Below are 24,053 nucleotides of genomic sequence, written 5' to 3' on the forward strand. Positions count from 1 at the left end.
GGAGGAATCATTTAATTCTCTAAAATATATGTTCACCCAATGGGCGCTACCTGCATATGATGGAGTGAAAAGAGTCGAAGGAGGAATTGCGCTGAAACGTTTACGACAAATCGTGACGAAAGCAGTAGTTGCCAAAGGGAAGAAGAGAACGGAAGAGCGTGTAACATTATCACCAACAAATAAACCGACAAGTATTTTAGGATGCTGGGTAATTAACCATACTTGCTCTGCTAAAAGAGTCGGGAAATTTGTAGAAGTAACAGGGAAATTTGATGTCAATGTATGGTATGCCTATAGTAATCATTCAAAGACAGCTGTGTTTTCGGAAACAATTCACTATAAAGACAAAGTGAAGCTTCACTATCGAGAAGGGGAAATTAGCGTTGGTGATGATGTTCGTGTACGGGTAATACAAGAACCGAATTGTATTGAAGCAGTAATTTCTTCATGTGGGACGAAATTTGAAATTGTAGTAGAACGTGAAGTGGTTGTGGAAGTAATGGGTGAAACAACAATTTGTATTAGTGTACATCCGCTAGATTATGAAGAAGACTGGAGCCTTAATGATGAGAGTTCATCATCATCGTCCTCATCTAGCTCAAGCTCAAGCTCATCGTCAAGCTCTGATGGAGAAGGTAGGTATGTATTAGAGTCATCATCGTTTCCTGATGAACGACCAAGATAATTTTAGAAACCATTATTTTTCGATACATGCGAAACGCTAGCATCTTAAAAAAGGTGAATGAAGCGTTTCGCATGTATCTTTTGTTATAATAAAACTATCTATAGGTAAGAGCGAGGTAAATATTTATATGACAACATATACACCAATGATGCAACAGTATCTACAGGTTAAAGAAGATTACAAGGATGCCTTTTTATTTTTTAGATTAGGTGACTTTTATGAAATGTTTTTTGAGGATGCCATTAATGCCTCACAAATTCTAGAAATTACGTTAACGAGCCGGGATGCTGGCGCAAAAGAACGAATTCCAATGTGTGGTGTGCCGCATCATTCGGCTAAAAATTATATTGAAACACTTGTGCAAAAAGGCTATAAAGTGGCTATTTGTGAACAAACAGAAGATCCAAAGCAAGCAAAAGGCGTGGTCAAACGTGAAGTCGTTCAACTCATCACACCCGGTACAATTATGGAAGGTAAGACACTTGAAGGGAAATCCAATCATTTTATTGGAGCAGCCGAACAACTGGATGACACAACATTTGGCTATGCATATCTAGATTTATCAACAGGTGAAGCCGTGGCTTCGTCCATTGAAGGCGATGGCAAAGCATTATTAATGCAAATGCAGGCCTATGGTATTCGGGAACTTATTGTAACGGATGGTTTACAGTTATTGTTAGCAGAACATGCTGCAAATGCCGCCATTGTACTGTCAGTGGAAACCGATGAAATGACGGTGGATAAAGCAGCTAGCTATGTAGAAGCTGTTCCATCAGCCCTACAAATTTCATGCCTTCGATTATTGGCCTATATAGATAAAACACAAATGCGTTCGTTATCACATATTCAAGCATTTACGTTTAATGAAATGAAACATTATTTACGCATTGATTCTAGCTCAAAGCGAAATTTAGAGCTCATTCAATCCATTCGCGGTGGAGATCAAAAAGGGACACTGTTATGGTTGCTCGATGATACCGTCACAGCAATGGGTGGCCGTAAATTAAAACAATGGCTCCATCAGCCTCTTGCCACACGCTCAGCTATTGAGTCTAGACTAGCGATTGTGACTGATTTATTAGAAGAATATTTTGTTCGAACAGAGTTACAAACTGCCTTAAAACAGGTATATGATTTAGAGCGGCTAGCTGGTCGCGTTGCTTTTGGCAATGTAGGTGGCCGTGATTTAGCGCAATTACGTGATTCGTTGCGCCAAGTGCCAGCTATTCAGCAGCAGTTATTAGGTGCGGGTAAGGAGACACTTCAACAATTAGGAGCAGCTCTCGATACATGTACAGCTGTTGAGGAGCTTTTAGCAAATGCTATAACGGATAATCCGCCAATTACCATTAAAGAAGGGGATGTGATTCGAGACGGCTATCATGAACGATTAGACGAGCTTCGATATGCCGCTCGCAATGGTAAGGATTGGATTGCTCAGCTCGAGCAAGAAGAGCGTTTGAAAACAGGCATTAAAAACTTAAAAATTGGCTATAATCGCATCTTTGGTTATTATATTGAAATTACAAAATCGAATATCCATTTAGCGGATTTAACTCGTTATGAGCGCAAACAGACGCTAGCTAATGCAGAGCGCTATATTACACAGGAATTAAAAGAAAAAGAAGCATTGGTTTTAAATGCTGAAGAAGAAAGCCTTACACTAGAGTACAACCTATTTGTAGAAATTCGAGATGCATTAAAGGAATTTATTCCACGTGTACAAGCACTGGCAGCAAGTATAAGTGAGTTAGATGTTTTGCTAAGCTTTGCGAGCATCTCAGAAAAATATCGTTTTACAAAACCACAATTCCATAATGGACGAGCGCTTGAAATCATTGAAGGTCGCCATCCTGTTGTAGAAAAAATGTTGAATAAGCAAATGTATGTACCAAACGATTGTGTGCTAGAAGAACAGAATAATATGATGCTTATTACTGGGCCGAATATGTCTGGTAAAAGTACCTATATGCGTCAGGTAGCATTAATTGTTGTCATGGCACAAATGGGCTGCTATGTACCTGCTGAAAAGGCGAAGCTACCTATTACTGACCAAATTTTCACTCGCATCGGTGCAGCTGATGATTTAGCAGCAGGGCAATCTACATTTATGGTAGAAATGCTTGAATCTCAACACGCCATTATGCATGCTACAAAAAACAGTTTAATGTTATTTGATGAAATAGGTCGTGGTACCTCTACTTATGATGGGATGAGTTTAGCTCAATCCATGATGGAATATATTCATGACAAAATCGGTGCTAATACGTTGTTTTCTACGCATTATCATGAATTAACAGCTCTTGAAAAGGATTTACCACGCTTACAAAATGTACATGTCGCAGCGACCGAAAAAAATGGCATGGTTGTGTTCCTGCATAAGGTGAAAAAAGGTGCTGCTGATAAATCATATGGTATTCATGTGGCACAATTAGCGCAATTACCAGAAGAAATTTTGGCAAGAGCACGTGTGCTATTGGAAAACTTTGAGGCTGGGAACGAAGTAGTGGCTGAAACACAGAAAATAGTAGAACCGCCACTGCAAATGTCCTTATTTACTGAAGAAGAGCCAATTGCACCAGCTGGGGCAGAAGCTGGGGCAGAGGTGTTAAAAAAATTAGAGAAAGTTAATATTTTAGGAACTTCACCGATGCAGGCAATGAATATTTTATATGAGTTACAGCAAGAGTTATTAAACATGAAAAAATAAAGGAGTGATTCGTTAGTGGGAAACATACAAATTATGGACGAATGGCTCTCCAATAAAATTGCAGCAGGAGAAGTAGTTGAAAGACCAGCTTCAGTTGTCAAAGAGCTTGTAGAAAATGCGATTGATGCGGGAAGTACGTCCATTGATGTTTTTTTACTAGAAGCGGGTCTCACTTCCATTCAAGTAATTGATAATGGTAGCGGTATGGATGAAGAGGATGCCATCATGTCATTCTCTCGCCATGCAACAAGTAAAATCCATCAAGAACATGATTTATTTCGTATTCGGACATTGGGCTTCCGTGGTGAGGCATTAGCATCTATAGCTTCTGTTTCAAAAATGACTTTAATTACATCGAACGGTGAATCCGGTACACATTTAGAGCTGGAGGGTGGTCATATGTTGACGCATAAGCCCGGCCCTTTACGTAAAGGGACAGATCTGACGGTATCACAATTATTCTTTAACACACCTGCTCGCTTAAAATATATGAAAACTATTCAAACTGAACTTGGGCACACTATAGACTTAATGAATCGTCTTGCGCTTAGTAACCCTCAAATTGCTTTTCGATTATTGCATAATGGTCAAATATTACTCCAAACAAATGGACGAGGAGATGTGCAACAAGTGCTTGCTGCCATTTATGGGGTACATAATGCTAAGAAAATGGTGTCATTCCAAGGGGAGTCACACGATTATCGCATTTCTGGCTATGTGACCCTACCAGAGGTGACGCGGGCTTCAAAAAATTATATGTCTCTATTCGTCAATGGTCGCTGGGTTAAGCATTATTTAGTACAGAAAGCTATTGTTGATGCCTACCATACGTATTTACCGATTGAACGTTTTCCTATTGTGGTTCTTTATATAGAGGGAGATCCATTTTTGACAGATGTTAATGTGCATCCTGCGAAACATCAAATTCGTTTAAGTAAGGAGCCAGAGCTTTTAAAATTAATCGAAGACACTATCCGTGAAAGAATACGTAGCGTTATTCGCGTACCACAAATGGAGAAAAAAGAAAAAATCGTCAAGCCGGCTACAGAGCAATTAAATATTTGGAAGCCTGCACCTCAGATAGATGTGGAGAAGATGAATGCAATTGTAGAGAAGTTATATGATGTGCAAACCGTTCAAGAAAACAATCGAGAAACTACAGTAGAGCCAGAGCCTGTTTCTACTATTGTGGAGGATTACGCGCAGCCTATTCAGCCATTACAGGCTGAAGAAATAGAAGAAGTAACTGTTGTGGAGCAACATGAGGAATTAGTAAATGAGATGGCTAAGGAACCGTTCCCTGAGCTAGAAGTAGTCGGGCAAATCCATGGCACATACATTGTCGCCCAAATGGAGGATGGTTTTTATTTAATTGATCAACATGCTGCACAAGAGCGCATTAAATATGAATTTTTCCGGGAAAAGGTCGGACAAGTTAATCCACATGAGCGTCAGGCATTACTGCTTCCACTAACATTCCATTATGCGGCCGATGAGGCACTTTTATTACGAGAACACAAACATGAATTAGAAGCAATAGGCGTATTCTTAGAGGAATTTGGACAATCTTCCTTTGTTGTACGCGAGCATCCTAGCTGGTTCCCTAAAGGTGAGGAACAGGAAATTATTGAAGATTTAATTGAACAGGTGCTGACGACTAAAAAGGCAGATGTAAAGAAATTACGTGAAGCCGCTGCGATTATGATGAGCTGTAAAAAATCTATTAAGGCCAACTATTATTTAACGAAAGAACAAATGGAAATATTGCTGAGAGATTTACGCAAAGCTGATAATCCATTTACATGTCCACATGGACGTCCAGTGCTCATTCATTTTACATCGTATGAAGTGGAGAAAATGTTCAAACGGGTCATGTAGTGAAAAGGGGGAAAATAATGGGCGAATTTATTTTAGCAATTGATCAAGGCACAACAAGCTCAAGAGCTATCTTATTCAATAAAAAAGGTGAAATTGTTCATGTAGCACAAAAGGAGTTTCAGCAAATTTTTCCGAAGGCTGGCTGGGTAGAACATAATGCCAATGAAATTTGGGGTTCGGTCCTTTCAGTAATTGCAACTGTCTTAACAGAAAGTGGGCATGATGCTAGTGAGGTCCATGCTATTGGAATAACGAATCAGCGAGAAACAACCGTAGTGTGGGATAAACATACAGGAAAGCCTATTTACAACGCCATTGTCTGGCAGTCGCGTCAAACGCAGGAAATCGTGAATGACCTGAAAGAACAAGGGCATGAGGAGCTTTTTCAGCAAAAAACGGGATTACGACTAGATGCTTATTTTTCAGCCACAAAAATTAAATGGATGTTAGATCATGTAGAGGGCGCCCGTGAAATGGCTGACAATGGAGATTTATTATTTGGCACGATTGATTCTTGGATTGTTTGGCGATTATCAAAGGGAAAGGCCCATGTTACCGATTATTCAAATGCGGCTCGAACGTTACTATACAATATTCATGAATTACAATGGGATACGGAACTTTGTCAGCTATTAGATATTCCGATGTCGATGCTTCCTGAAGTGAAAAATTCATCAGAAATTTACACTGAAACGGCAGCAAGTATTTTCTTTGGCGAAAAAATTCCGATTGCCGGTATTGCGGGTGATCAGCAGGCAGCACTTTTTGGTCAAACTTGTTTTACAAAAGGAATGGCTAAAAACACTTATGGTACTGGCTGCTTTATGTTATTGAATACAGGGCAACAGGCAGTAAAGTCGGAAAATGGGTTATTGACGACAATTGCTTGGGGAATAGATGGTAAGGTGACCTATGCATTAGAGGGAAGTGTTTTCGTAGCAGGCTCAGCGATCCAATGGCTACGAGACGGACTACGTATGATTCGGACTGCTGAGGATTCAGAAACCTATGCTAAAAAAGTAGCCAATACGGATGGTGTCTATGTTGTACCTGCCTTCGTTGGACTAGGTACACCTTATTGGGATACAGATGCTCGTGGTGCCATTTTTGGTTTAACGCGTGGCACGTCTAAAGAACATTTCATCCGTGCGACACTTGAATCATTAGCCTATCAAACGAAGGATGTACTCGATGCGATGGAGGAAGCAGCCGGTGCACCTATTGAAGTACTCCGTGTAGATGGTGGTGCTGTAAAAAATGAGTTATTAATGCAATTCCAAAGTGATGTTTTACAGTTGCATGTAGAACTGGCAAAACTCAATGAATCAACAGCACTAGGTGCAGCTTATTTAGCAGGACTTGCTACAAATTTTTGGCCAAATCAAGAGGTTTTATCAGCACTGTGGGTAAATGGTCAAACCTACCAGCCAAAAATGGAAAAAGACCAAGCGACAGCTCTTTATGCTGGCTGGCAAAGAGCTGTAGAGGCAACACGAATTTTTAAATCTTAGCTATTGGGGGAAAAAGGTATGTTTTCATATGAGCATCGTCCAAAAATTTTATATTATTTAGAGCACTATAGTTTTGACGTTTTAGTCATTGGTGGAGGCATTACGGGTGCAGGTATTGCCCTGGATGCTGCCTCAAGGGGATTGTCCGTCGCATGTATCGACATGCAGGATTTCTCTGCTGGAACATCGAGTCGATCGACTAAACTCATCCATGGTGGACTACGATATTTAAAGCAATTTGATGTAGGAGTTGTAGCAGAGGTGGGACGTGAACGTGAAATCGTCTATGACAATGCTGTTCATGTGACAACACCAGAAAAAATGCTTTTGCCTTTATATAAAAAGGGTTCCCTTAGCCCAATGACAACATCTCTAGCCTTAAGAGTTTATGACCGTTTAGCAGGTGTCAAAAAACAGGAACGTAGAACGATGCTAAATGTGCAAGAAACATTAGCATTAGAACCTTTACTCAATCAAGAAGGACTTGTGGGTGGAGGCTATTATGTTGAATATCGTACAGATGATGCACGTCTTACAATTGAAGTATTAAAAAAAGCTGTTGAATATGGGGCACTTTGTCTTAATTATGCGGAGATGAAGGAGTTCATCTACGACAAGAAAAAGCTTGTTGGAATTAAAGTAGAAGATCATTTAACAGGACGCATGTTGAATGTACATGCTGCTCAAATTGTCAATGCTACAGGTCCTTGGGTGGATGATGTACGACAAAGGGATAAAGTAGCTGATAATAAGCAATTAAGATTGACGAAGGGTGTTCATATTGTCCTGAATCAAAAAGATTTTCCATTAAAGCAAGCAGTTTATTTCGATATTGCTGATGGACGTATGGCATTTGCAATCCCGCGTGATGGTAAAACCTATGTAGGTACAACGGATACTGTCTTTGAGGGCAATCCAGTACATCCTGTTGCAACACAGCAAGATGTGGACTATTTAGTTGAGGCGGCAAAGAAAGTTTTCCCTACCGCCAATATTACAAGAGCTACAATTGAATCATCGTGGGCAGGCGTTCGTCCATTAATTTATGAAAAAGGAAAGAATCCTTCAGAAATTTCAAGGAAAGATGAAATTTGGACGGCTCCGAGTGGTTTAATGACGATAGCAGGTGGCAAGCTAACAGGCTACCGCCAAATGGCAGAATCGATTGTAGATAAAATCGTAAAAACCCGTCGTTATAAGCATGCGAGTGCATCCATCACTCGAGAATTATCATTGTCAGGAGCAAAGGGTATTAACGCCATCAATTTCCCAGATTATATTGCTTATAAAGCTCGAGAGGGTGTTCAGTATGGTTTAAATTATGATGAAGCCAAGCAACTTGTCCAAAAATATGGCACGAATGTGGATGCTTTATTTGATCGTGTAAAATACTTACATGAGCATGGTAGTACAATGCCACTTACTTTACATGCGATGCTATTATATGGCTTAGAAGCTGAAATGGTCTATACTCCAAGTGACTTCTTTATTCGTCGTACTGGCATGCTATATTTTGACATTGAAGCAGTCAAGCTCTATAAGCAACAAGTGCTTCAAGTGATGCAACAACACTTGAATTATACGGAGGAACAACGAAATGCTTATATGGCTGAATTAGATCAAGCCATCATGGATGCCACTATTTTCGTGAAAGAAGGGGAATAAGCGATGGAGCGTTATATTCAAATGTCGGATGGACATTTTGTATTCACACGAACACTAGAATCTAAAAGGACATGTATTGGACATATCCATATTTTACACGGCATGGCAGAGCATAGTGGTCGTTATTTAACATTTGCTCACACGCTTCAAAATGCCGGCTATGTAGTGACGATGCACGATCATCGTGGACATGGTGAAACAGCTGCTTATAATGGAACTTTAGGATTTTTTGCTGAAAATAACGGCTTTGAACGTGTTGTAGAAGATGCACATGAAGTCATTACTCAATTACATGCACCGGTTGCTGACAAACCGCTCATTATTTTTGGTCATAGTATGGGCTCATTCATTACGAGACGCTATATCCAACGGTATGGGGGACAGGTAGACAATGTTGTGCTCTGTGGAACTGGCAATGTTACAGCTTTACATGCAATTGGTAATATTGTATCCAAGGCTTTAGCAAAAGGTCTTGGTAAAGAGACAGAAAGCAGGCTCCTCAATCAATTAAGTTTTGGTAGTTTTAATAAGCAGTTTCCAAATCCGAAGACTGCCTATGATTGGCTATGCTCCGTACAGGGAGAAGTTCAAAAGTATATAGATGATCCATATTGTGGCTTTATTCCAACCAATCAATTTTTTGTAGATTTGACTACAGGCTTTTCAATATTGAATCGCAAAAAGGAGATTGCCAAAGTAAGAAAGGATCTTCCAATACTTTTGATAAGTGGCAGTCAAGATCCAGTCGGTGAACAGGGACTAGGCGTGTACGCAGTGGCAGAACAATTAGCAACTGCTGGTGTGGAGGATGTCACTGTTTATTTATTTGAAGATAAGAGACATGAAATTTTAAATGAAGACAATCAAGAAGCAGTCTTTCAACTATTATTACGGTGGTTAGAAAAATATGATAGAAAATAAATTACAGCAGGCAGAGGTTGTAGCAATAGTGGGACCAACTGCTTCTGGAAAAACAGCATTAAGTATTGAACTTGCCAAAAAGTATAATGGAGAGATCATTAACGGTGATTCCATGCAAGTTTATAAAGGGTTAGATATAGGTACGGCGAAAATTACGGAAGAAGAGATGGAGGGAGTCCCTCATCATTTATTAAGTTTTCTGGAGCCGACAGAATCATTTTCAGTGGCCGATTATCAAAAGCTAGTCAGAGCGAAAATTGCTGACATACAAGCTCGTCATAAGCTACCGATTATAGTAGGTGGCTCAGGCTTATATGTACAAGCTGTTCTGTTTGATTTTCAATTTACTGATGAAAAAGTGGATGAGGCAGCACGTCAAGCCTATTATGATGAATTAGCGAAGCTTGGTCCTGAGGCCATGCACGGTAAATTAAAACAACTAGACCCTCAAACTGCAGAGGCCATTCATCCAAATAATACACGTCGTGTCATTCGCGCATTAGAGATGCTAGAATTAAGCGGTGTATCGAAGGCAGCTGAAGCTCAAAATCGAGGTGAAGTGCCTCTCTATAATCACTTGATCTTAGGTCTAGGTCAAAATATGTCACGAGACGTGCTTTATGACCGTATTAACCGTCGTGTCGATTTGATGATGGAGAATGGGCTTTTAGAAGAGGTCAGAGGGCTATGGCAACAAAATATCCGAGGTGTGCAGTCTATACAAGCCATTGGTTATAAGGAATTATATGATTATTTAGATGGTAAATGTTCGCTAGAAGGCGCTCTTGACAGCTTAAAACAAAACTCTCGCCGCTATGCGAAAAGGCAACTTACTTATTTCCGCAATAAAATGGATGTCCATTTTGTGATGACAGATGAGCAATTATAAAATTAAAGAAAAATTTCTAAAAATTACTAATTGATAAATTGGTAGAACGTGCTACTATAGGAATGAAGAGGTAGAAAGTTAGTAGGGAGGCTATTTGATGAAATCAATCAACTTGCAAGATACGTTCTTGAACCAACTACGTAAAAACAGTGTTTTTGTAACTGTATTTCTATTAAACGGATTTCAGTTAAAAGGGACTGTGAAATCATATGATAATTTTACAGTTTTATTATTGGATGCTGAAAATAAGCAGCACCTAATTTACAAGCACGCCATTTCTACATTCGTTCCAGCTAAACAAATAGAATTTTTAGAGACAGAAGCTTAAAAAAATTGTTAAACAGTTAGTGTGTTCTCCACACTGGCTGTTTTTTTTGCTACAGGCTATAATGATAGAGGAAATAGATATTTGGAGGACGAGTTTGATGAAATCAATGGAAACAACACAATTATTAGAACTATTAGATGCAAATGAAGACCTATATATTATTGATGTACGTGAAGAGGATGAAGTTGCACATGGCATGATTCCTGGTGCTCAGCATATTGCTCTTGGGACAATCCCAGAACGTCTAGAGGAATTAGATGAAACTAAGCCATATATTATCGTTTGTAAGGCTGGTGGTCGTTCAGCTAATGCTTGTTCTTATTTAGAGGCACAAGGATTTGATGTGACAAACCTAGAAGGCGGCATGTTAGCTTACGATGGTGAATTAGAATTTAAATAATGACATAATGAAAAAAGAAAGAGTGTATACTCTTTCTTTTTTCATATGCTTATTTTTGGAGTGAGTCCATGATAAGGCTAAAGTTTTTTTCAAAGTTCTTGTACGGGTTCACATTTTTTTGCCCGCGAACCTTTGAAGCATAGCTGGCAAAATTTAAACCAGCACCGTATATTTGTAAAGCGCCATTCGCAAGATCTCCCTTTTGTAAAAGCTCAATGCCATCCTTTAAGAAATTTTCACTCTCATCGAAATGACATTCCGCCATGTATTTATCTCCATTATAAAATAATTTCAAATTTTCCATAATGACATACGCTGTTTCTTCACTGATGGAAGCATCAACATTCATTAATAACTGATTAATCGGTTTCACTAACTGAGCGTAATGACTATCATAATTTTCACAAGTCTCTGCAATAGCGTTTCTTAATTCTCTTGCATTCATTCTAACTCCTCCTTAAAAGAAAATTTTATCCATACCTATGAAGTAATTAGCGATTCCTTTTCCCTTTATCTATAAATCGTACTCTATAATTTTCAGAAATATGTTACAATTATATCGGTGAAGGAGGGATTTTGTATGTTTCGTTCAATAGCACCCCCAACAATGTCTTGACAGTAGAATCTACTGTCAAGGCATACAATAACAGTTTGCTCATTTTCAATAGATTCTACTGTGTAGGTTAATGCTTATACGTAGAAAGTAGGAATTGTAATGAGCGGAAAATTAGCGTTTGTATTATCCATGATTATTTTTGGCGCAGTTGGTGTTTTTGCCAAGTATATCCCTTTGTTTTCAAGTGAAATCGCTTTTTGGATGAGTTTGATTGGTGCTTGTTTTTTGATAGTGATTTTTATTTATATAAAGGAAAGTTTAACGAAAAGAAGTATTCTCAAAAATAAGTGGAGATTAATACTTTCTAGTGTTGCCTTATGTGGGAATTGGATTTTCTTATTTCAGGCTAAGAAACAACAATTGCTAATGCTGCACTCAGCTATTATTTTGCACCAGTACTAGTAATCTGTTTATCTCCAATAGTCTTAAAAGAGAAGCTAGTTAGCAGAAAAATACTGTATGTCTGTGTGGCCATTTTTGGCCTATTTTTGATTGTCCAAAGTCAAGGCACTGGAGACAGTAAACATTTTATTGGCATTGTCTACAGTCTTATCGCCGCATGCTTTTATACAGCTCTAACATTTACAAATAAATGTATATGTGGCTTAAAAGAACTGGAAAATACAATTATTCAACTATCTTTAGCAGCTTTTTTCCTTTGTTTTTATATACTTGGGACAACAGGGTTTCAGGTTATGACACTCAGTTTTAAGTCAGTCCTATTATTAATGACATTAGGTATTGTCCATGCAGGGGTTGGATTTTTATTGTTCTTTTGGGGCATGTCAAAGCTGAAAGGGCAAAGTATAGCCATACTTAGCTATATAGCTCCACTAACATCATTAGTCATTTCAACGATGATTATTGGAGAAAAAATGACGCATCTACAAATAATAGGAGCGGTCCTATTATTAGGGTCAACATTGCTAAGCGAGCTAGAAAAAGAATAGGCATACGAGTATCGCATTTAAATATTGACAGAAGAAATATGCTGTCGTAGATTAAAAGTAGTTTAATACAAGCATTAGGTGCCCATTAAGGGAGAATAGGGAATAAAGTGAAAAGCTTTAGCGGACCCGCCACTGTAAAAGGGAGTTTAATAGTGAAGACCACTAGCTCATTGCTGGGAAGGTACTATGAAATGTTGAACTTAAGCCAGGAGACCTGCCTATTTGCTTTAAGTGGATATAGATGATGGAAAAGTCTGTAGTTTATTTGTCATGACAATAAACTACAGGCTTTTTATTTTGTCTTCATGAAGAACGAGAGGAGAAATGACAATGCAATTATTACATGACACAATTCAAAACATTCAAGGCGCTAATAAAAATAGTAGGGAGCAAGCAAGGAAGCGAATAGATATTCTATGTAAGCCGCCAGGTAGCCTAGGTAAATTAGAATCCATTGCTGTGCAACTTTCTGGGATTACAGGACAATTATATCCGGTGATTGATCAAAAGGTGATGATTGTCTGTGCAGCAGATCATGGAGTTTGTATGGAAGGTGTGACGACGAACCCACAAGATGTTACTTTATTTCAAACATTAAATTTTCCAAAAGGAGGTACGGGTGTTTGTGCGATTGCAAGTGTGACGAATACGAAGGTTGTAACGGTAGATGTTGGAGTAAAGGATGATCTTCCACTCAATGCGGGCGTAATCGTTCATAAAGTAAAATATGGTACAGATAATATGGCACAAGGCCCTGCTATGTCTAGAGAGGAGGCCATTCAATCTATTGAAGTGGGGATTCGTGTGGCAACAGATGAAATTATAAAAGGAGCCAATCTACTTGGAACAGGAGAGATGGGCATCGGTAATACAACGCCGAGTACTGCGATTTTAGCTGTTTTGACTGGCTATGACCCAATTGAAATAACAGGGTTTGGAGCAGGTGTTGGTCAAGGAGGAATTGCTCATAAAGCAGAGGTCATTGAAAAAGCAATTACGCTCAACAAGCCCAATCCTAACGATATCATTGATGTTCTAGCTAAAGTTGGAGGGCTAGAGATTGGGGCTATGGCTGGTATCATCCTTGCAGCCGCAAGTTACCGAAAACCTGTTGTGATTGATGGATTTATTTCAACTATTGCTGCGCTTATTGCTTATCAAATTGAACCAAAAGTAAAGGACTTTATTATACCTTCTCATGCATCGGAGGAGCCAGGGGCTAAAATTGCCGCTGAATTACTAGGAGTGGAACCCATGCTAAACATGAATATGCGGCTAGGAGAAGGTTCCGGTGCAACACTAGCCTTTCCTCTATTAGATGCTGCTTGCTCAATGATGAAAAATATGGTGACACTGGAAGAAGCAATGAATCTTTTGGCTAAATAGTTACCGAAAAACAATTAAGCGCAAATAGTTAAGGAACAATTTGCGCTTATTTAATCAATGATAGACTCTATGCCCGATTCAACCTTCGCAAAGGTAAACGCCATTTCATCATATAGGAAAGAATACGTAATGCTGTAATTACCGCAAATAACATATAAAGGAAAATGTCTCCTGTAAAAATATCAAATCCAATAACAAGCCCTGCGAGAGCAGCCCAAACACCATAGACTTCGTCACGAAGAACAAGTGGTTTTCGTCTAGCTAATAAGTCACGCACGATTCCACCACCTGACCCTGTTAAGACCGCAGCTACAATGACAGCACTAATCGGCATATCCAGCTTTACAGCGTAGAGTGCGCCTTGAATAGCAAATGCTGATAAGCCAATTGCATCTGTGAAATTGCCCCAACGATGCCAGTGTTGAATCAAATGATGAGGGAAAATAAAAAATATGGTAATTGCTGCAAGTGCAATTTGAAACATCATATCCTGTCCCCATAATGTTGTGACAGGTAGCCCGATAAGTAAATTTCGGATAGCCCCTCCACCAAAAGCAGTGACGATACCGAGTATATAAACACCGAATAAATCGTATTCCTCTTCCATTGCAATAATTGCCCCAGAAATAGCAAAGGCAATTGTACCAATAATACTAAAAACTTCCCAAGCCATCCCTTTCACCCCTTCTATAAATAAATGAATCTCATTCCTAAAGCAGAAAGATCCTGTAAGTAACAAAATCTATGAATTTAATAGCCAAAATCCATCATTAAATACTCTTCTTGAAATAAGTCCGCACATTAGCTTAGCGTAAATTTCGCTGAGAAACAATAGGCAAGTTTTACAGGTACCTATACAAATTGATAAGATGTTAATGAAATAAAGAAAAACATCTGTTATAAGCGTTCATTACAAGTAGACGATTAGGGAATTCTAGCATAATCGAGGTCCATTTAGATTCAAGTTTACGGAATGATATGCATGACAATTGTGAAATGGAGAAGAAAAAGAATGACGTTTACATCTAATTTATCAGCATCGACGCTATCTTTAGCGGCAACAATAGAAGAGAGAGTGAGACCTTTTCATGCTAAGGTGGAAGAGATGGCGTTTTATAACCAGCAAAAAGTGCTAGCGGCATTTCGAAAACATCAAGTTAGTGATTATCATTTACACCCATCCAATGGCTATGGCTATGACGATGAGGGACGCGATAATTTAGAGCGTGTCTATGCCGAGGTGTTTGGAGCTGAGGCTGCCATTGTTCGACCGCAGATTATTTCAGGGACACATGCAATTACGCTTAGTCTATTCGGTGTGCTACGTCCTGGTGATGAGCTGCTGTATATTTCTGGTCAGCCATATGATACGTTACAATCCATTGTCGATGGTGGTGACAAAGATACAGGTTCCCTGAAAGATTATCAAATCGGTTATTCACATGTTGATTTACTGGATAATCAAACCATCGATTGGGCCGGTGTGAAAGGGGCCATAACAGCAAAGACGAAAATGATTGCCATTCAACGATCAAAAGGCTATGCAACACGTCCATCCTTTTCTATTGCAGAAATTGCTGATATGTGTGCAAACATTCGTAAGTTAGCACCGGAGGCCATTATTTTTGTTGATAATTGCTATGGTGAATTTGTAGAAAAGCAAGAGCCTACAGAGATTGGTGCTGATTTAATGGCAGGCTCCCTCATTAAAAATCCTGGTGGAGGATTAGCGAAAATTGGAGGCTATATTGCAGGCAGAGCAGATTTAGTGGAGAAATGTGCGTACCGGATGACATCACCAGGGATTGGGGCAGAAGCAGGAGCGACATTAAATACATTAGGTGATTTTTATCAAGGATTTTTCCTAGCTCCACATGTTGTATCACAAGCGTTAAAGGGTGCCATTTTTACGGCTGCTATGCTGGAGGAAATCGGGATGAATACATCTCCAAGTTACCAGGCACATCGGACAGATTTAATACAATCGGTTTCTTTCCAAACCGCACAGCAAATGATCGCCTTTTGTAGGGAAATACAAGCCAACTCGCCAATTAATGCTCATTACGCACCAGAACCAGCCTATATGCCAGGCTATGAAGATGATGTCATTATGGCAGCGGGAACATTTATTCAAGGCTCTAGCATAGAGCTTACAGCAGATGGTCCAATACGTCCGCCTTTTACAGCCTTTATACAGGGTGGACTAACATATGAGCATGTAAAATTTGCCATTTGTAGTGCGGTACAAGCTATTCAAAAATAGAGAGGAGGAAATGGACAAACCGTAAATTTGAATAGTTTTTTACAATTTTCTCTCGGATTGAAAAAAATAGTGCCAACCATGTTAGGAAACCTAACATGGTTGGTTGACAGTGAAAAAATTTCGTTATATGATAAGCGGGTATTGGAGGAGGACTTAAATGAGTCGTGAAATTAGACGAACTATGCCGTTATTATCAATGAGTATTGTAATGCAATTAACTGAGCTCTCGGCACGACAAATTCGTTATTATGAAGAACACCATTTAATTGAGCCGCACCGAACAGAAGGCAACCGTCGAATGTTTTCATTAAATGACGTCGACACATTGCTTGAAATTAAAGACTACTTAGAACAGGGTATGAATATGGCGAAGATTAAAAAAATATTTGCTAAAAGGAAAGATCCTGTTGCTACAATTGAAGAACAAGATTTAAGTGATTCTGAATTACGTCAAATTATGCGCGAAGAAATGCGACAAGCACAGCGCATGCAAAAATCATCCATCCGACGAGGGGATTTATCTCGATTCTATTAAAAATAGGGTAGGGTAAACATAAAAGCTAGACAAATTATAGGAGTGTGGAAAACTGTGGGTAAATACACAAAAGAGGACATTAAACGTCTCATCGAAGAAAAGAACGTAAGCTTTATTCGTTTACAATTTACAGATATTCTTGGCACAATCAAAAACGTTGAGATTCCTGTAAGTCAATTAGACAAAGCAATGGAAAATAAAATGATGTTTGATGGCTCATCTATTGAAGGCTTCGTTCGAATCGAAGAATCAGATATGTATTTATATCCTGATCTTGATACTTTCGTAGTATTCCCTTGGACTTCCGAAAAAGGGAAAGTAGCACGTCTTATCTGTGATGTATATACTGCGAAAGGCGAACCGTTTGCTGGTGACCCACGTAACAACCTAAAACGTATTCTTAAAAAAATGGAAGATATGGGCTTCTCAAGCTTCAATTTAGGGCCAGAGCCTGAATTCTTCTTATTCAAATTAGATGCAAAAGGCGAACCAACATTAGAAGTAAATGACCATGGTGGTTACTTCGACTTAGCTCCAACAGATCTAGGTGAAAACTGCCGTCGTGATATCGTATTAGAGCTAGAAGAAATGGGCTTTGAAATCGAAGCTTCTCACCATGAGGTTGCTCCTGGACAACATGAAATCGACTTTAAATATGCGGACGCTGTTACAGCTTGTGACAATATCCAAACATTTAAATTAGTAGTGAAAACAATCGCTCGTAAACACGGTCTACACGCTACATTTATGCCAAAGCCATTATTTGGTGAAGCAGGTTCTGGTATGCACTTCAACGTGTCGCTATTTAAAGGTAAAGAAAATGCATTTTATGATGAATCTACAGAATTAGGACTATCTAGTACAGCTATGCAATTTATGGCTGGTGTCCTTGCACACGTACAAGGTTTCACAGCGGTTACAAATCCAACAGTTAACTCTTATAAACGTCTAGTACCAGGTTATGAAGCACCATGTTATGTAGCATGGTCAGCACAAAACCGTTCACCACTTATTCGTATTCCTTCAGCACGTGGCCTTTCAACTCGTGTAGAAGTTCGTTCAGTGGACCCTTCTGCAAACCCATATTTAGCAATGGCTGTTATTTTAGAGGCAGGTCTAGAAGGTATTCGTCAAAACTTGACGCCACCAGCAGCTATTAACCGCAACATCTACGTGATGTCAGAAGAAGAGCGCCAAGCAAATGGCATTGAAAACCTACCAGCGGCACTTGATGATGCTTTAACATTATTGGCTAAAGATCAAGTAGCACAAGCTGCTTTAGGTGAGCATATTTACGCTAACTTTAAAGAAGCAAAAGAAATCGAGTTCGATATGTATCGTACAACTGTACATCAATGGGAACGCGATCAATATTTAAAAATGTATTAATAACGCATAAAACCGAGTACCTCTGAGAGAGGCTACTCGGTTTTTGTTTTGTTTGAAATAATAAAGGGGCATTACTCGCCCCTCACTATCTATTAATAGCCCATATGTTTATGGGGATGATGCGGCATATGACAAGGGTTAGGTGGCATACCGCACATTGTATGTGTTTCACAGCATTCATTAACAACTGATTCTGTGCATGGGAAATAGTATTGATGATCAATCATATGTTTATTCACTGTTGTGACATGTGCTGGTTGTACATGTGGAACAACTGTATGGATATAATTTGTACGGACATATTGCTCGGGTGGTAAAAATTGTGGTGGATCAAATTGCATTGGCATTGTTTGTGGCGGACAGCAGTGTGGACCTTTTGCCGGATGGCGTCTTCGTTGAAACATGTTATAACCTCCTGTTTTGATAAGTTGTCGTTCATTATTAAGATATGAGATAGACGTCAATAGGGACTATTTATTTGCCTATTATTGAATAGGTAAATCTAACAAGTCGCTGAAATGGTAGAAAATCTAATGTTGATTTGCCTACAAATTAGGTGAAAGAATGAACTACCAAAAGCTTTTTTCACATTTTACCGCTGTCATAATGATGTTGAATCGACCTAATGTTGAAATAATAATTCCCTACATCTTGGCATGATTGTGTCGAAATTTTTACAAATAAACAACAAACCTAATGCTTCTAAACTATAGATAATCGAGCTGGAAGCTAAATGAGCATAAAAAATTAATAAAAAAGTATATTTTTTGAAAAAATAGATATTGTCAATAAAACAGTCATACAGTATACTCTTTAATTGATAATGATTATCGTTATTGATTATAACTTAGGAGGAAATGTATGTCGAAATTATCACTACGCAATAAAAATATTTTTATTCTTTTTGCTTTATTATCAATAGTATCTCTCTTGATGGTTGGATGTGGAGATAAAGCAACAAACTCTAGTAGTAGTTCACAAGAAACGGATAAAGCTGAAGAAGGTAATAACGAGTCTTCTAGCCGTGAAATTACCCACGCTATGGGCACTACGACAATTGAAGGAACACCTACAAAAATCGTTACTCTATACCAAGGGGCTACTGATGTAGCAGTAGCAATGGGCATTAAGCCAGTAGGAGCAGTAGAATCTTGGGCTGAAGCACCTTTTTATAATTATTTGAAGAAAGATTTAGATGGTGTTGCGGTTGTTGGACAAGAAACACAACCAAATCTTGAAGAAATTGCAAAGCTTAAACCAGATCTAATCATTGCATCGAAAGTTCGTCATGAGGAAATTTATGATCAGCTATCACAAATTGCACCAACTGTTGCTCATGAAACGGTATTTGATTTCAAAGGTACAGCTGAAATGATGGGTCAAGCAATGAATCAAGAAGAAAAGGTTAAAGAGTTATTTGGAGAATGGGATACGCGAGTTGCTGATTTCCAAACAAAAATTAAAGAGAAGCTTGGCGATAAATGGCCATTCCATGTTTCGGTTGTCAATTTCAGAGCAGACCATGCACGTATTTATGTAACTGGGTATGCAGGGTCTATATTGTCGGAGCTTGGCTTCCAAGGTCCTAAAAATTTAACAGATGACTCATTGGAGATCGTCAAGCTAACGGATAAAGAGAGTATTACGCAAATGAATGCCGATGTCATTTATATGTTCATGGAAAATGATGAGGCAGTGAAAAAGAATTATGAAGAATGGACAAATCATCCACTATGGAAAGAGCTTGATGCTGTGAAGGCAAATCAAGTTTATCAAGTAGATGAAATCAATTGGAATCTAGCTGGTGGATTTATTAGTGCTAATTTAATGCTAGATGATATTTATGACAAATTTGAATTAGATAAATAGAGAAAGTGATTAGGGCTGTTTAAATGACAGCCCTCTCCTTGTAGTGTTTAACCTATAAAAACCTGCAACTTTTCTCATAAGTTAAAATGTGGATCAAGAAAGTTGGCGCAAAATGAGAATTTTTCTTTCTACTACCTCGATGAAACAAATAGGGTTGTTCATCAGTTGTTTGATCCTTTTGCTGACGTTTATGTTCAGCATAACTATTGGTCAAACATCCATTCCCTTCTCGTCAATCTATGATGCCATTTTTCATTATGATGCTGCTAATAAGGAGCATGTCATTATTCGAACATCTAGATTTACAAGAGCTGTGATCGCTACAGTAGTTGGCGCAAGCCTTGCTATCTCGGGAGCATTAATGCGGGCATTAACTAGAAACCCTTTAGCAGCTCCTGATATTTTAGGTATTAATGCAGGGGCAATATTTTTTATTGTCAGTGCCATTACTCTTTTTTCTGTTAATTCCTTAATGAGTTATATGTGGATTGCCTTTTTAGGTGCTGGTGCAGCGGGAGCTATGGTGTTTTTCCTTGGATCATTAGGGAGAGATGGTTTAACACCGATTAAAATAGTGTTAGCTGGTGCAGCGATTACAGCTCTATTTGTCTCGTTTACGCAGGGGCTTTTAGTGATTGATGAGCAAGGTTTACAAAGTGTACTCTTTTGGTTAGCGGGGTCAGTATCCGGTCGAAGCATTGACATGCTCATACCTGTCCTACCATTTATTTTAGGGGGCACAGTCGTGGCAATAGGTATGGGTCGTTCAATAAATATTTTACAATCAGGCGATGATATTGCAAAAGGCTTAGGACAACGAACGATGCTGACGAAACTCACACTTGGTATCATCATTATTATTCTTGCAGGTAGCTCAGTTGCTGTAGCAGGTTCAATTGGCTTTATTGGTTTAATTGTCCCTCATATTGCGATTCATCTTGTTGGTATGGATTATCGTTGGATTATACCGTACAGTGCGGTATTAGGAGCTATCTTGCTGCTGCTTGCAGATATAGCAGCAAGATACGTAATTATGCCATTAGAAATGCCAATTGGTGTAATGACTGCATTAATTGGTGCTCCTTTCTTTATTTATATTGCACGAAAGGGGTTAGCAAAAAATGTCTAATTATAGGACGATTCGAATGAAATCCGATCGCATATCTTTTCAAATCGCCAAAAGAACTTGTTGGATTATACTATTATTAAGCTTATTATTAGTCATCATTACGATTATTGGCTTATCTGCAGGTAGCGATTTTATTCATCCTTTCATAGTAGTGAAGGAGTTATTAGGCTACGGGAACGGAGAGTATGATTTTGTCTTACATACATTAAGGCTCCCACGTATATTGATGGCCTTATTAGTTGGTGCTGCGCTAGGAGTTGCTGGTTTAATTTTACAAGGAATCATACGCAATCCGTTAGCTGCTCCAGATATTATTGGTGTAACGAGTGGAGCGTCTATGGGTGCAATTATTTTTATCGTGTACTTTATGGGATCAGTCGGTATTCAATTTTTACCGTTAGCGGCCATTTCAGGTGCGGCCATTATCTCCTTTATCATTTACTTGCTATCATGGAGAAAAGGTGTCACACCTATTCGCATGGTGCTTATTGGAATTGGGATTTCCGCATTAGCAAAGGCAGTTGTAACCATGTTACTGGTCATCAGCGAGGTAGCTGCTACTACGAAGGCCTATCTATGGCTGACTGGAAGCTTGTATGGGGCGAATATGACAGATGTCTATTTGCTTTTACCGTGGGTGGCTCTTTTATTACCTTTAACATTTGTATTAGCGAGAACAGTCAATGTGAAGGAATTAGGAGATGACATTGCGACAGGGCTGGGCGTAAAGGTTCAAGTGTACCGTTTGCTTTTTTTACTCATTAGTGTCATGCTAGCTGGTTCTGCGGTTGCTTTTGCAGGTGGAATTGCCTTTGTTGGATTAGTAGCCCCTCATATGAGTAGACTGCTTGTAGGGCGTTCTTTTGCAGGATTAATACCCGTTACTGCTATAATTGGTGGCATTATTGTCATTGTAGCTGACATTGTTGCACGAACAGCCTTTTTACCAAAGGATTTACCAACAGGCGTCTTTACGGCTGCTATTGGAGCACCATTCTTTATTTATTTACTATTTAGAACGCGCAATCAATAATGCCTAATGATAAATGAGTTAAAAGCGTGAGAGAAGAAGGTGAAGGGATTTTGAAAAACGTCTTAGAAGTACAAAATCTAGATGTTAGCTATGGTGAAAATCTTATTTTGGAAGATTTGAATCTTCAAATACCAAAAGGGAAAATTACGGTACTAGTAGGTGCCAATGGTTGTGGAAAATCTACGCTCCTAAGAACGTTTGCCCGACTGCAAAAACCAAAGTCGGGTGAAATTTTTTTAGAAGATCATCCACTAGATACGATTTCAACTAAAGAGGTGGCAAAACGTTTAGCCATTCTCCCACAGGGACCTGTTGCGCCAGAAGGATTAACTGTTCAACAATTGATTAAACAAGGTCGTTATCCTCATCAAAGCTGGTTAAAGCAATGGTCTACAGAGGATGAAAATATTGTGAACAATGCTCTTGAGGTGACACAGATGACCGAATTTGCAGATCGCCCAGTAGATGCATTATCCGGGGGGCAGCGCCAGCGTGTGTGGATTGCTATGACATTAGCTCAAAAAACAGATCTTATTTTACTTGATGAACCTACAACTTATTTAGATATGGCTCATCAAGTAGAAATTTTAGATTTACTATTTGATTTAAATGAAAATGAAGGCCGTACAGTTGTTATGGTATTGCACGATTTAAACTTAGCTTGTCGTTATGCTCATCATATTGTAGCTGTGCAAAATAAACAGGTGTACGCACAAGGTAAGCCAGAGGAAGTGGTGACACCTGAGATGGTACAAGCTGTCTTTCGGATGGACTGTACCATAATGAGAGACCCTCTATTTGGAACGCCGTTATGTGTTCCGCATGGTAAGGGACGAACAGTTCAGATGGAAGCATTTGAGGAGGTTGCGGCCACTTGAGCAACAAACTGTCAGCTGAAGAAATACCAATATTATTAAGGGATTATCGATTGACGTTTGAGCCAGCAATAGACGCTACTTACTCCATAAGTGCCAAAAATCTATTGGACGCTGAACAGGCTCTAGTCTATTTACAAACAATCGCTCCTTTTTTTCAATCGCCTTCTTTATTAGTGACGGCATCGTTATTTGGAAAGCGCTATAGTGTTTTGACGATGGCTTCAGCATTCTATGCCATGTCGAGATATGATAAAGGGCTACAAGTTGCTATCGAAAATATTTGGGTAGAAGCAGAAGGTCATGCGAAACCATGGCTGCCTAACGTTCGGTTTATTGATCATACAGTGTCAGAACCTACAACAGATCGTAACGCATGGCGTGACGAGGTGCTTAAAGGGATTTTTGCGGATAATCTAGCAAAAGTGTGGCAGTCATTAACGAAAATAAGTAAAATTCCAAAAACAATTTTATGGGAAAATACCGCTATTTATGTCAATTGGCTATACGAAACGAAAATAAGAGAAGGGGCCAATGAGCAAGAAATCAATCGCCTACAAGAGGACTATGACTACATTGTAAATCAGGCACCAGGTGCTCTCTTTGGCGAGAAGAAGAATCCTTTGACGAAATATTGTGGACCGAAAGTGAAGATAAAGGAATCCAAGCACCCTATACGCTTAAGAAAAACATGTTGTTTTTATTATCATACATCTGACGAAACAAATGACTATTGTATCTCCTGTCCTAAAATCAAAAGGCTCGTTTAACCTCATAAAGTATATCATTCCTCAAAGTGAATAAATGTCGTGTTTATTCACTTTTTTTTCCTAAAAAATTTCTGTTTGTTATGTTGAAATATTGTTATACTAGATTGAAGTGTCAGTAGTTTGTCTGTATAAAAATTCAATTAGCTGTAAGTTTTAACCAATTTACTTGTGGCTTTTAACTAGTTTTATAACAAAGTAATGTTATAAAAACATGAATGATGTAAGTGTTTTTCTGTTTAAAGCTCAAAACT

At 38.8% G+C, this 24,053-nt stretch carries 23 protein-coding genes and 1 riboswitch; of the genes, 20 read left to right on the forward strand and 3 right to left on the reverse strand.

Annotated features, from left to right (window positions below; all coding sequences use genetic code 11):
- Nucleotides 1–28 precede the first annotated feature (28 nt).
- The 9 genes from cotE to MKX57_RS05705 all read left to right on the forward strand — a co-directional run bounded on the left by cotE (nucleotide 29) and on the right by MKX57_RS05705 (nucleotide 10,987).
- Complete coding sequence (gene cotE / locus MKX57_RS05665; protein ID WP_225316246.1) at nucleotides 29–685, forward strand: outer spore coat protein CotE; 657 nt, start codon at nucleotides 29–31, stop codon at nucleotides 683–685.
- 127 nt (nucleotides 686–812) lie between these two features.
- On the forward strand, nucleotides 813–3,395 hold the full coding sequence (gene mutS, locus MKX57_RS05670; RefSeq protein ID WP_342532328.1) for a DNA mismatch repair protein MutS: 2,583 nt from the start codon (nucleotides 813–815) through the stop codon (nucleotides 3,393–3,395).
- Nucleotides 3,396–3,410: 15 nt separating this feature from the next.
- Complete coding sequence (gene mutL / locus MKX57_RS05675; protein WP_089985381.1) at nucleotides 3,411–5,273, forward strand: DNA mismatch repair endonuclease MutL; 1,863 nt, start codon at nucleotides 3,411–3,413, stop codon at nucleotides 5,271–5,273.
- A 17-nt stretch (nucleotides 5,274–5,290) separates the two neighbouring features.
- Entirely contained in the window at nucleotides 5,291–6,784 is a 1,494-nt protein-coding gene (glpK, locus tag MKX57_RS05680) for a glycerol kinase GlpK (protein WP_089985383.1), read from the forward strand.
- Nucleotides 6,785–6,802: 18 nt separating this feature from the next.
- Complete coding sequence (locus tag MKX57_RS05685) at nucleotides 6,803–8,449, forward strand: glycerol-3-phosphate dehydrogenase/oxidase (protein WP_043990821.1); 1,647 nt, start codon at nucleotides 6,803–6,805, stop codon at nucleotides 8,447–8,449.
- 3 nt (nucleotides 8,450–8,452) lie between these two features.
- Nucleotides 8,453–9,370, forward strand: coding sequence for an alpha/beta fold hydrolase (locus MKX57_RS05690; RefSeq protein WP_089985385.1), 918 nt, complete (start codon nucleotides 8,453–8,455; stop codon nucleotides 9,368–9,370).
- Nucleotides 9,357–10,259, forward strand: coding sequence for a tRNA (adenosine(37)-N6)-dimethylallyltransferase MiaA (gene miaA / locus MKX57_RS05695; protein ID WP_008182020.1), 903 nt, complete (start codon nucleotides 9,357–9,359; stop codon nucleotides 10,257–10,259). The genes MKX57_RS05690 and miaA overlap by 14 nt, the downstream gene beginning before the upstream one ends.
- A 97-nt stretch (nucleotides 10,260–10,356) precedes the next feature.
- On the forward strand, nucleotides 10,357–10,587 hold the full coding sequence (gene hfq / locus MKX57_RS05700) for an RNA chaperone Hfq (RefSeq protein ID WP_025114023.1): 231 nt from the start codon (nucleotides 10,357–10,359) through the stop codon (nucleotides 10,585–10,587).
- 97 nt (nucleotides 10,588–10,684) lie between these two features.
- Nucleotides 10,685–10,987 (forward strand): rhodanese-like domain-containing protein, encoded by a 303-nt coding sequence (locus tag MKX57_RS05705; protein ID WP_025114024.1) that lies wholly within the window; start codon nucleotides 10,685–10,687, stop codon nucleotides 10,985–10,987.
- 49 nt (nucleotides 10,988–11,036) lie between these two features.
- Here MKX57_RS05705 and MKX57_RS05710 read toward each other — a convergent pair whose 3' ends face one another.
- A complete protein-coding gene (locus tag MKX57_RS05710; RefSeq protein WP_089985387.1) occupies nucleotides 11,037–11,432 on the reverse strand; it encodes a hypothetical protein in 396 nt (131 codons plus the stop codon).
- A 270-nt stretch (nucleotides 11,433–11,702) separates the two neighbouring features.
- Here MKX57_RS05710 and MKX57_RS05715 point away from each other — a divergent pair, with 270 nt between their 5' ends.
- From MKX57_RS05715 to cobT, 3 genes are all read left to right on the forward strand, one after another.
- On the forward strand, nucleotides 11,703–12,005 hold the full coding sequence (locus tag MKX57_RS05715) for a hypothetical protein (protein ID WP_239355306.1): 303 nt from the start codon (nucleotides 11,703–11,705) through the stop codon (nucleotides 12,003–12,005).
- Nucleotides 12,006–12,070: 65 nt separating this feature from the next.
- Nucleotides 12,071–12,553, forward strand: coding sequence for a DMT family transporter (locus tag MKX57_RS05720; RefSeq protein WP_342550835.1), 483 nt, complete (start codon nucleotides 12,071–12,073; stop codon nucleotides 12,551–12,553).
- A gap of 59 nt (nucleotides 12,554–12,612) precedes the next feature.
- Nucleotides 12,613–12,790: riboswitch (cobalamin riboswitch) on the forward strand.
- Nucleotides 12,791–12,883: 93 nt separating this feature from the next.
- On the forward strand, nucleotides 12,884–13,939 hold the full coding sequence (gene cobT, locus MKX57_RS05725) for a nicotinate-nucleotide--dimethylbenzimidazole phosphoribosyltransferase (protein ID WP_342550836.1): 1,056 nt from the start codon (nucleotides 12,884–12,886) through the stop codon (nucleotides 13,937–13,939).
- A gap of 67 nt (nucleotides 13,940–14,006) precedes the next feature.
- Here cobT and MKX57_RS05730 read toward each other — a convergent pair whose 3' ends face one another.
- The gene (locus tag MKX57_RS05730) at nucleotides 14,007–14,612 is read right to left on the reverse strand and encodes a trimeric intracellular cation channel family protein (protein WP_043989801.1); all 606 of its coding nucleotides are present in this window, start codon (nucleotides 14,610–14,612) and stop codon (nucleotides 14,007–14,009) included.
- 339 nt (nucleotides 14,613–14,951) lie between these two features.
- Here MKX57_RS05730 and MKX57_RS05735 point away from each other — a divergent pair, with 339 nt between their 5' ends.
- The 3 genes from MKX57_RS05735 to glnA all read left to right on the forward strand — a co-directional run bounded on the left by MKX57_RS05735 (nucleotide 14,952) and on the right by glnA (nucleotide 18,126).
- The gene (locus MKX57_RS05735) at nucleotides 14,952–16,202 is read left to right on the forward strand and encodes a methionine gamma-lyase family protein (protein WP_089985390.1); all 1,251 of its coding nucleotides are present in this window, start codon (nucleotides 14,952–14,954) and stop codon (nucleotides 16,200–16,202) included.
- A gap of 157 nt (nucleotides 16,203–16,359) precedes the next feature.
- Nucleotides 16,360–16,737 carry a MerR family transcriptional regulator gene (locus MKX57_RS05740; protein ID WP_008174727.1) on the forward strand — a complete coding sequence of 126 codons (378 nt, stop codon included), beginning with the start codon at nucleotides 16,360–16,362 and terminating at the stop codon, nucleotides 16,735–16,737.
- Nucleotides 16,738–16,791: 54 nt separating this feature from the next.
- The gene (gene glnA, locus MKX57_RS05745; protein WP_008174724.1) at nucleotides 16,792–18,126 is read left to right on the forward strand and encodes a type I glutamate--ammonia ligase; all 1,335 of its coding nucleotides are present in this window, start codon (nucleotides 16,792–16,794) and stop codon (nucleotides 18,124–18,126) included.
- A 92-nt stretch (nucleotides 18,127–18,218) separates the two neighbouring features.
- On the opposite strand, the gene MKX57_RS05750 is transcribed toward glnA, so the two are convergent.
- A complete protein-coding gene (locus MKX57_RS05750; RefSeq protein WP_025114030.1) occupies nucleotides 18,219–18,530 on the reverse strand; it encodes a CotD family spore coat protein in 312 nt (103 codons plus the stop codon).
- A 457-nt stretch (nucleotides 18,531–18,987) separates the two neighbouring features.
- Here MKX57_RS05750 and MKX57_RS05755 point away from each other — a divergent pair, with 457 nt between their 5' ends.
- The 5 genes from MKX57_RS05755 (at nucleotide 18,988) to MKX57_RS05775 (ending at nucleotide 23,802) form a co-directional block, all read left to right on the forward strand.
- Nucleotides 18,988–19,995 carry an iron-siderophore ABC transporter substrate-binding protein gene (locus MKX57_RS05755; RefSeq protein ID WP_008174719.1) on the forward strand — a complete coding sequence of 336 codons (1,008 nt, stop codon included), beginning with the start codon at nucleotides 18,988–18,990 and terminating at the stop codon, nucleotides 19,993–19,995.
- A gap of 112 nt (nucleotides 19,996–20,107) precedes the next feature.
- On the forward strand, nucleotides 20,108–21,124 hold the full coding sequence (locus tag MKX57_RS05760) for an iron ABC transporter permease (protein WP_036124211.1): 1,017 nt from the start codon (nucleotides 20,108–20,110) through the stop codon (nucleotides 21,122–21,124).
- Nucleotides 21,117–22,157, forward strand: coding sequence for an iron ABC transporter permease (locus MKX57_RS05765; RefSeq protein WP_008174715.1), 1,041 nt, complete (start codon nucleotides 21,117–21,119; stop codon nucleotides 22,155–22,157). The genes MKX57_RS05760 and MKX57_RS05765 overlap by 8 nt, the downstream gene beginning before the upstream one ends.
- A gap of 50 nt (nucleotides 22,158–22,207) precedes the next feature.
- Entirely contained in the window at nucleotides 22,208–23,035 is an 828-nt protein-coding gene (locus tag MKX57_RS05770; protein ID WP_342550837.1) for an ABC transporter ATP-binding protein, read from the forward strand.
- Nucleotides 23,032–23,802: an IucA/IucC family C-terminal-domain containing protein gene (locus MKX57_RS05775; protein WP_107921494.1), complete on the forward strand. Its 771-nt coding sequence runs from the start codon at nucleotides 23,032–23,034 to the stop codon at nucleotides 23,800–23,802. The genes MKX57_RS05770 and MKX57_RS05775 overlap by 4 nt, the downstream gene beginning before the upstream one ends.
- Nucleotides 23,803–24,053 lie beyond the last annotated feature (251 nt).

It is taken from the genome of Lysinibacillus sp. FSL M8-0216 (genome assembly GCF_038595555.1).
In the GTDB taxonomy this organism is placed as follows: domain Bacteria; phylum Bacillota; class Bacilli; order Bacillales_A; family Planococcaceae; genus Lysinibacillus; species Lysinibacillus fusiformis.

Coding starts and splice junctions, on each gene's coding strand:
- cotE (WP_225316246.1), top strand. CDS start 29: ATGTTCACCCAATGGGCGCTACCTGCATATGATGGAGTGAAAAGAGTC.
- mutS (WP_342532328.1), top strand. CDS start 813: ATGACAACATATACACCAATGATGCAACAGTATCTACAGGTTAAAGAA.
- glpK (WP_089985383.1), top strand. CDS start 5,291: ATGGGCGAATTTATTTTAGCAATTGATCAAGGCACAACAAGCTCAAGA.
- MKX57_RS05685 (WP_043990821.1), top strand. CDS start 6,803: ATGTTTTCATATGAGCATCGTCCAAAAATTTTATATTATTTAGAGCAC.
- MKX57_RS05690 (WP_089985385.1), top strand. CDS start 8,453: ATGGAGCGTTATATTCAAATGTCGGATGGACATTTTGTATTCACACGA.
- miaA (WP_008182020.1), top strand. CDS start 9,357: ATGATAGAAAATAAATTACAGCAGGCAGAGGTTGTAGCAATAGTGGGA.
- hfq (WP_025114023.1), top strand. CDS start 10,357: ATGAAATCAATCAACTTGCAAGATACGTTCTTGAACCAACTACGTAAA.
- MKX57_RS05705 (WP_025114024.1), top strand. CDS start 10,685: ATGAAATCAATGGAAACAACACAATTATTAGAACTATTAGATGCAAAT.
- MKX57_RS05710 (WP_089985387.1), bottom strand. CDS start 11,432: ATGAATGCAAGAGAATTAAGAAACGCTATTGCAGAGACTTGTGAAAAT.
- MKX57_RS05715 (WP_239355306.1), top strand. CDS start 11,703: ATGAGCGGAAAATTAGCGTTTGTATTATCCATGATTATTTTTGGCGCA.
- cobT (WP_342550836.1), top strand. CDS start 12,884: ATGCAATTATTACATGACACAATTCAAAACATTCAAGGCGCTAATAAA.
- MKX57_RS05730 (WP_043989801.1), bottom strand. CDS start 14,612: ATGGCTTGGGAAGTTTTTAGTATTATTGGTACAATTGCCTTTGCTATT.
- MKX57_RS05735 (WP_089985390.1), top strand. CDS start 14,952: ATGACGTTTACATCTAATTTATCAGCATCGACGCTATCTTTAGCGGCA.
- MKX57_RS05740 (WP_008174727.1), top strand. CDS start 16,360: ATGAGTCGTGAAATTAGACGAACTATGCCGTTATTATCAATGAGTATT.
- MKX57_RS05750 (WP_025114030.1), bottom strand. CDS start 18,530: ATGTTTCAACGAAGACGCCATCCGGCAAAAGGTCCACACTGCTGTCCG.
- MKX57_RS05755 (WP_008174719.1), top strand. CDS start 18,988: ATGTCGAAATTATCACTACGCAATAAAAATATTTTTATTCTTTTTGCT.
- MKX57_RS05760 (WP_036124211.1), top strand. CDS start 20,108: ATGAGAATTTTTCTTTCTACTACCTCGATGAAACAAATAGGGTTGTTC.
- MKX57_RS05765 (WP_008174715.1), top strand. CDS start 21,117: ATGTCTAATTATAGGACGATTCGAATGAAATCCGATCGCATATCTTTT.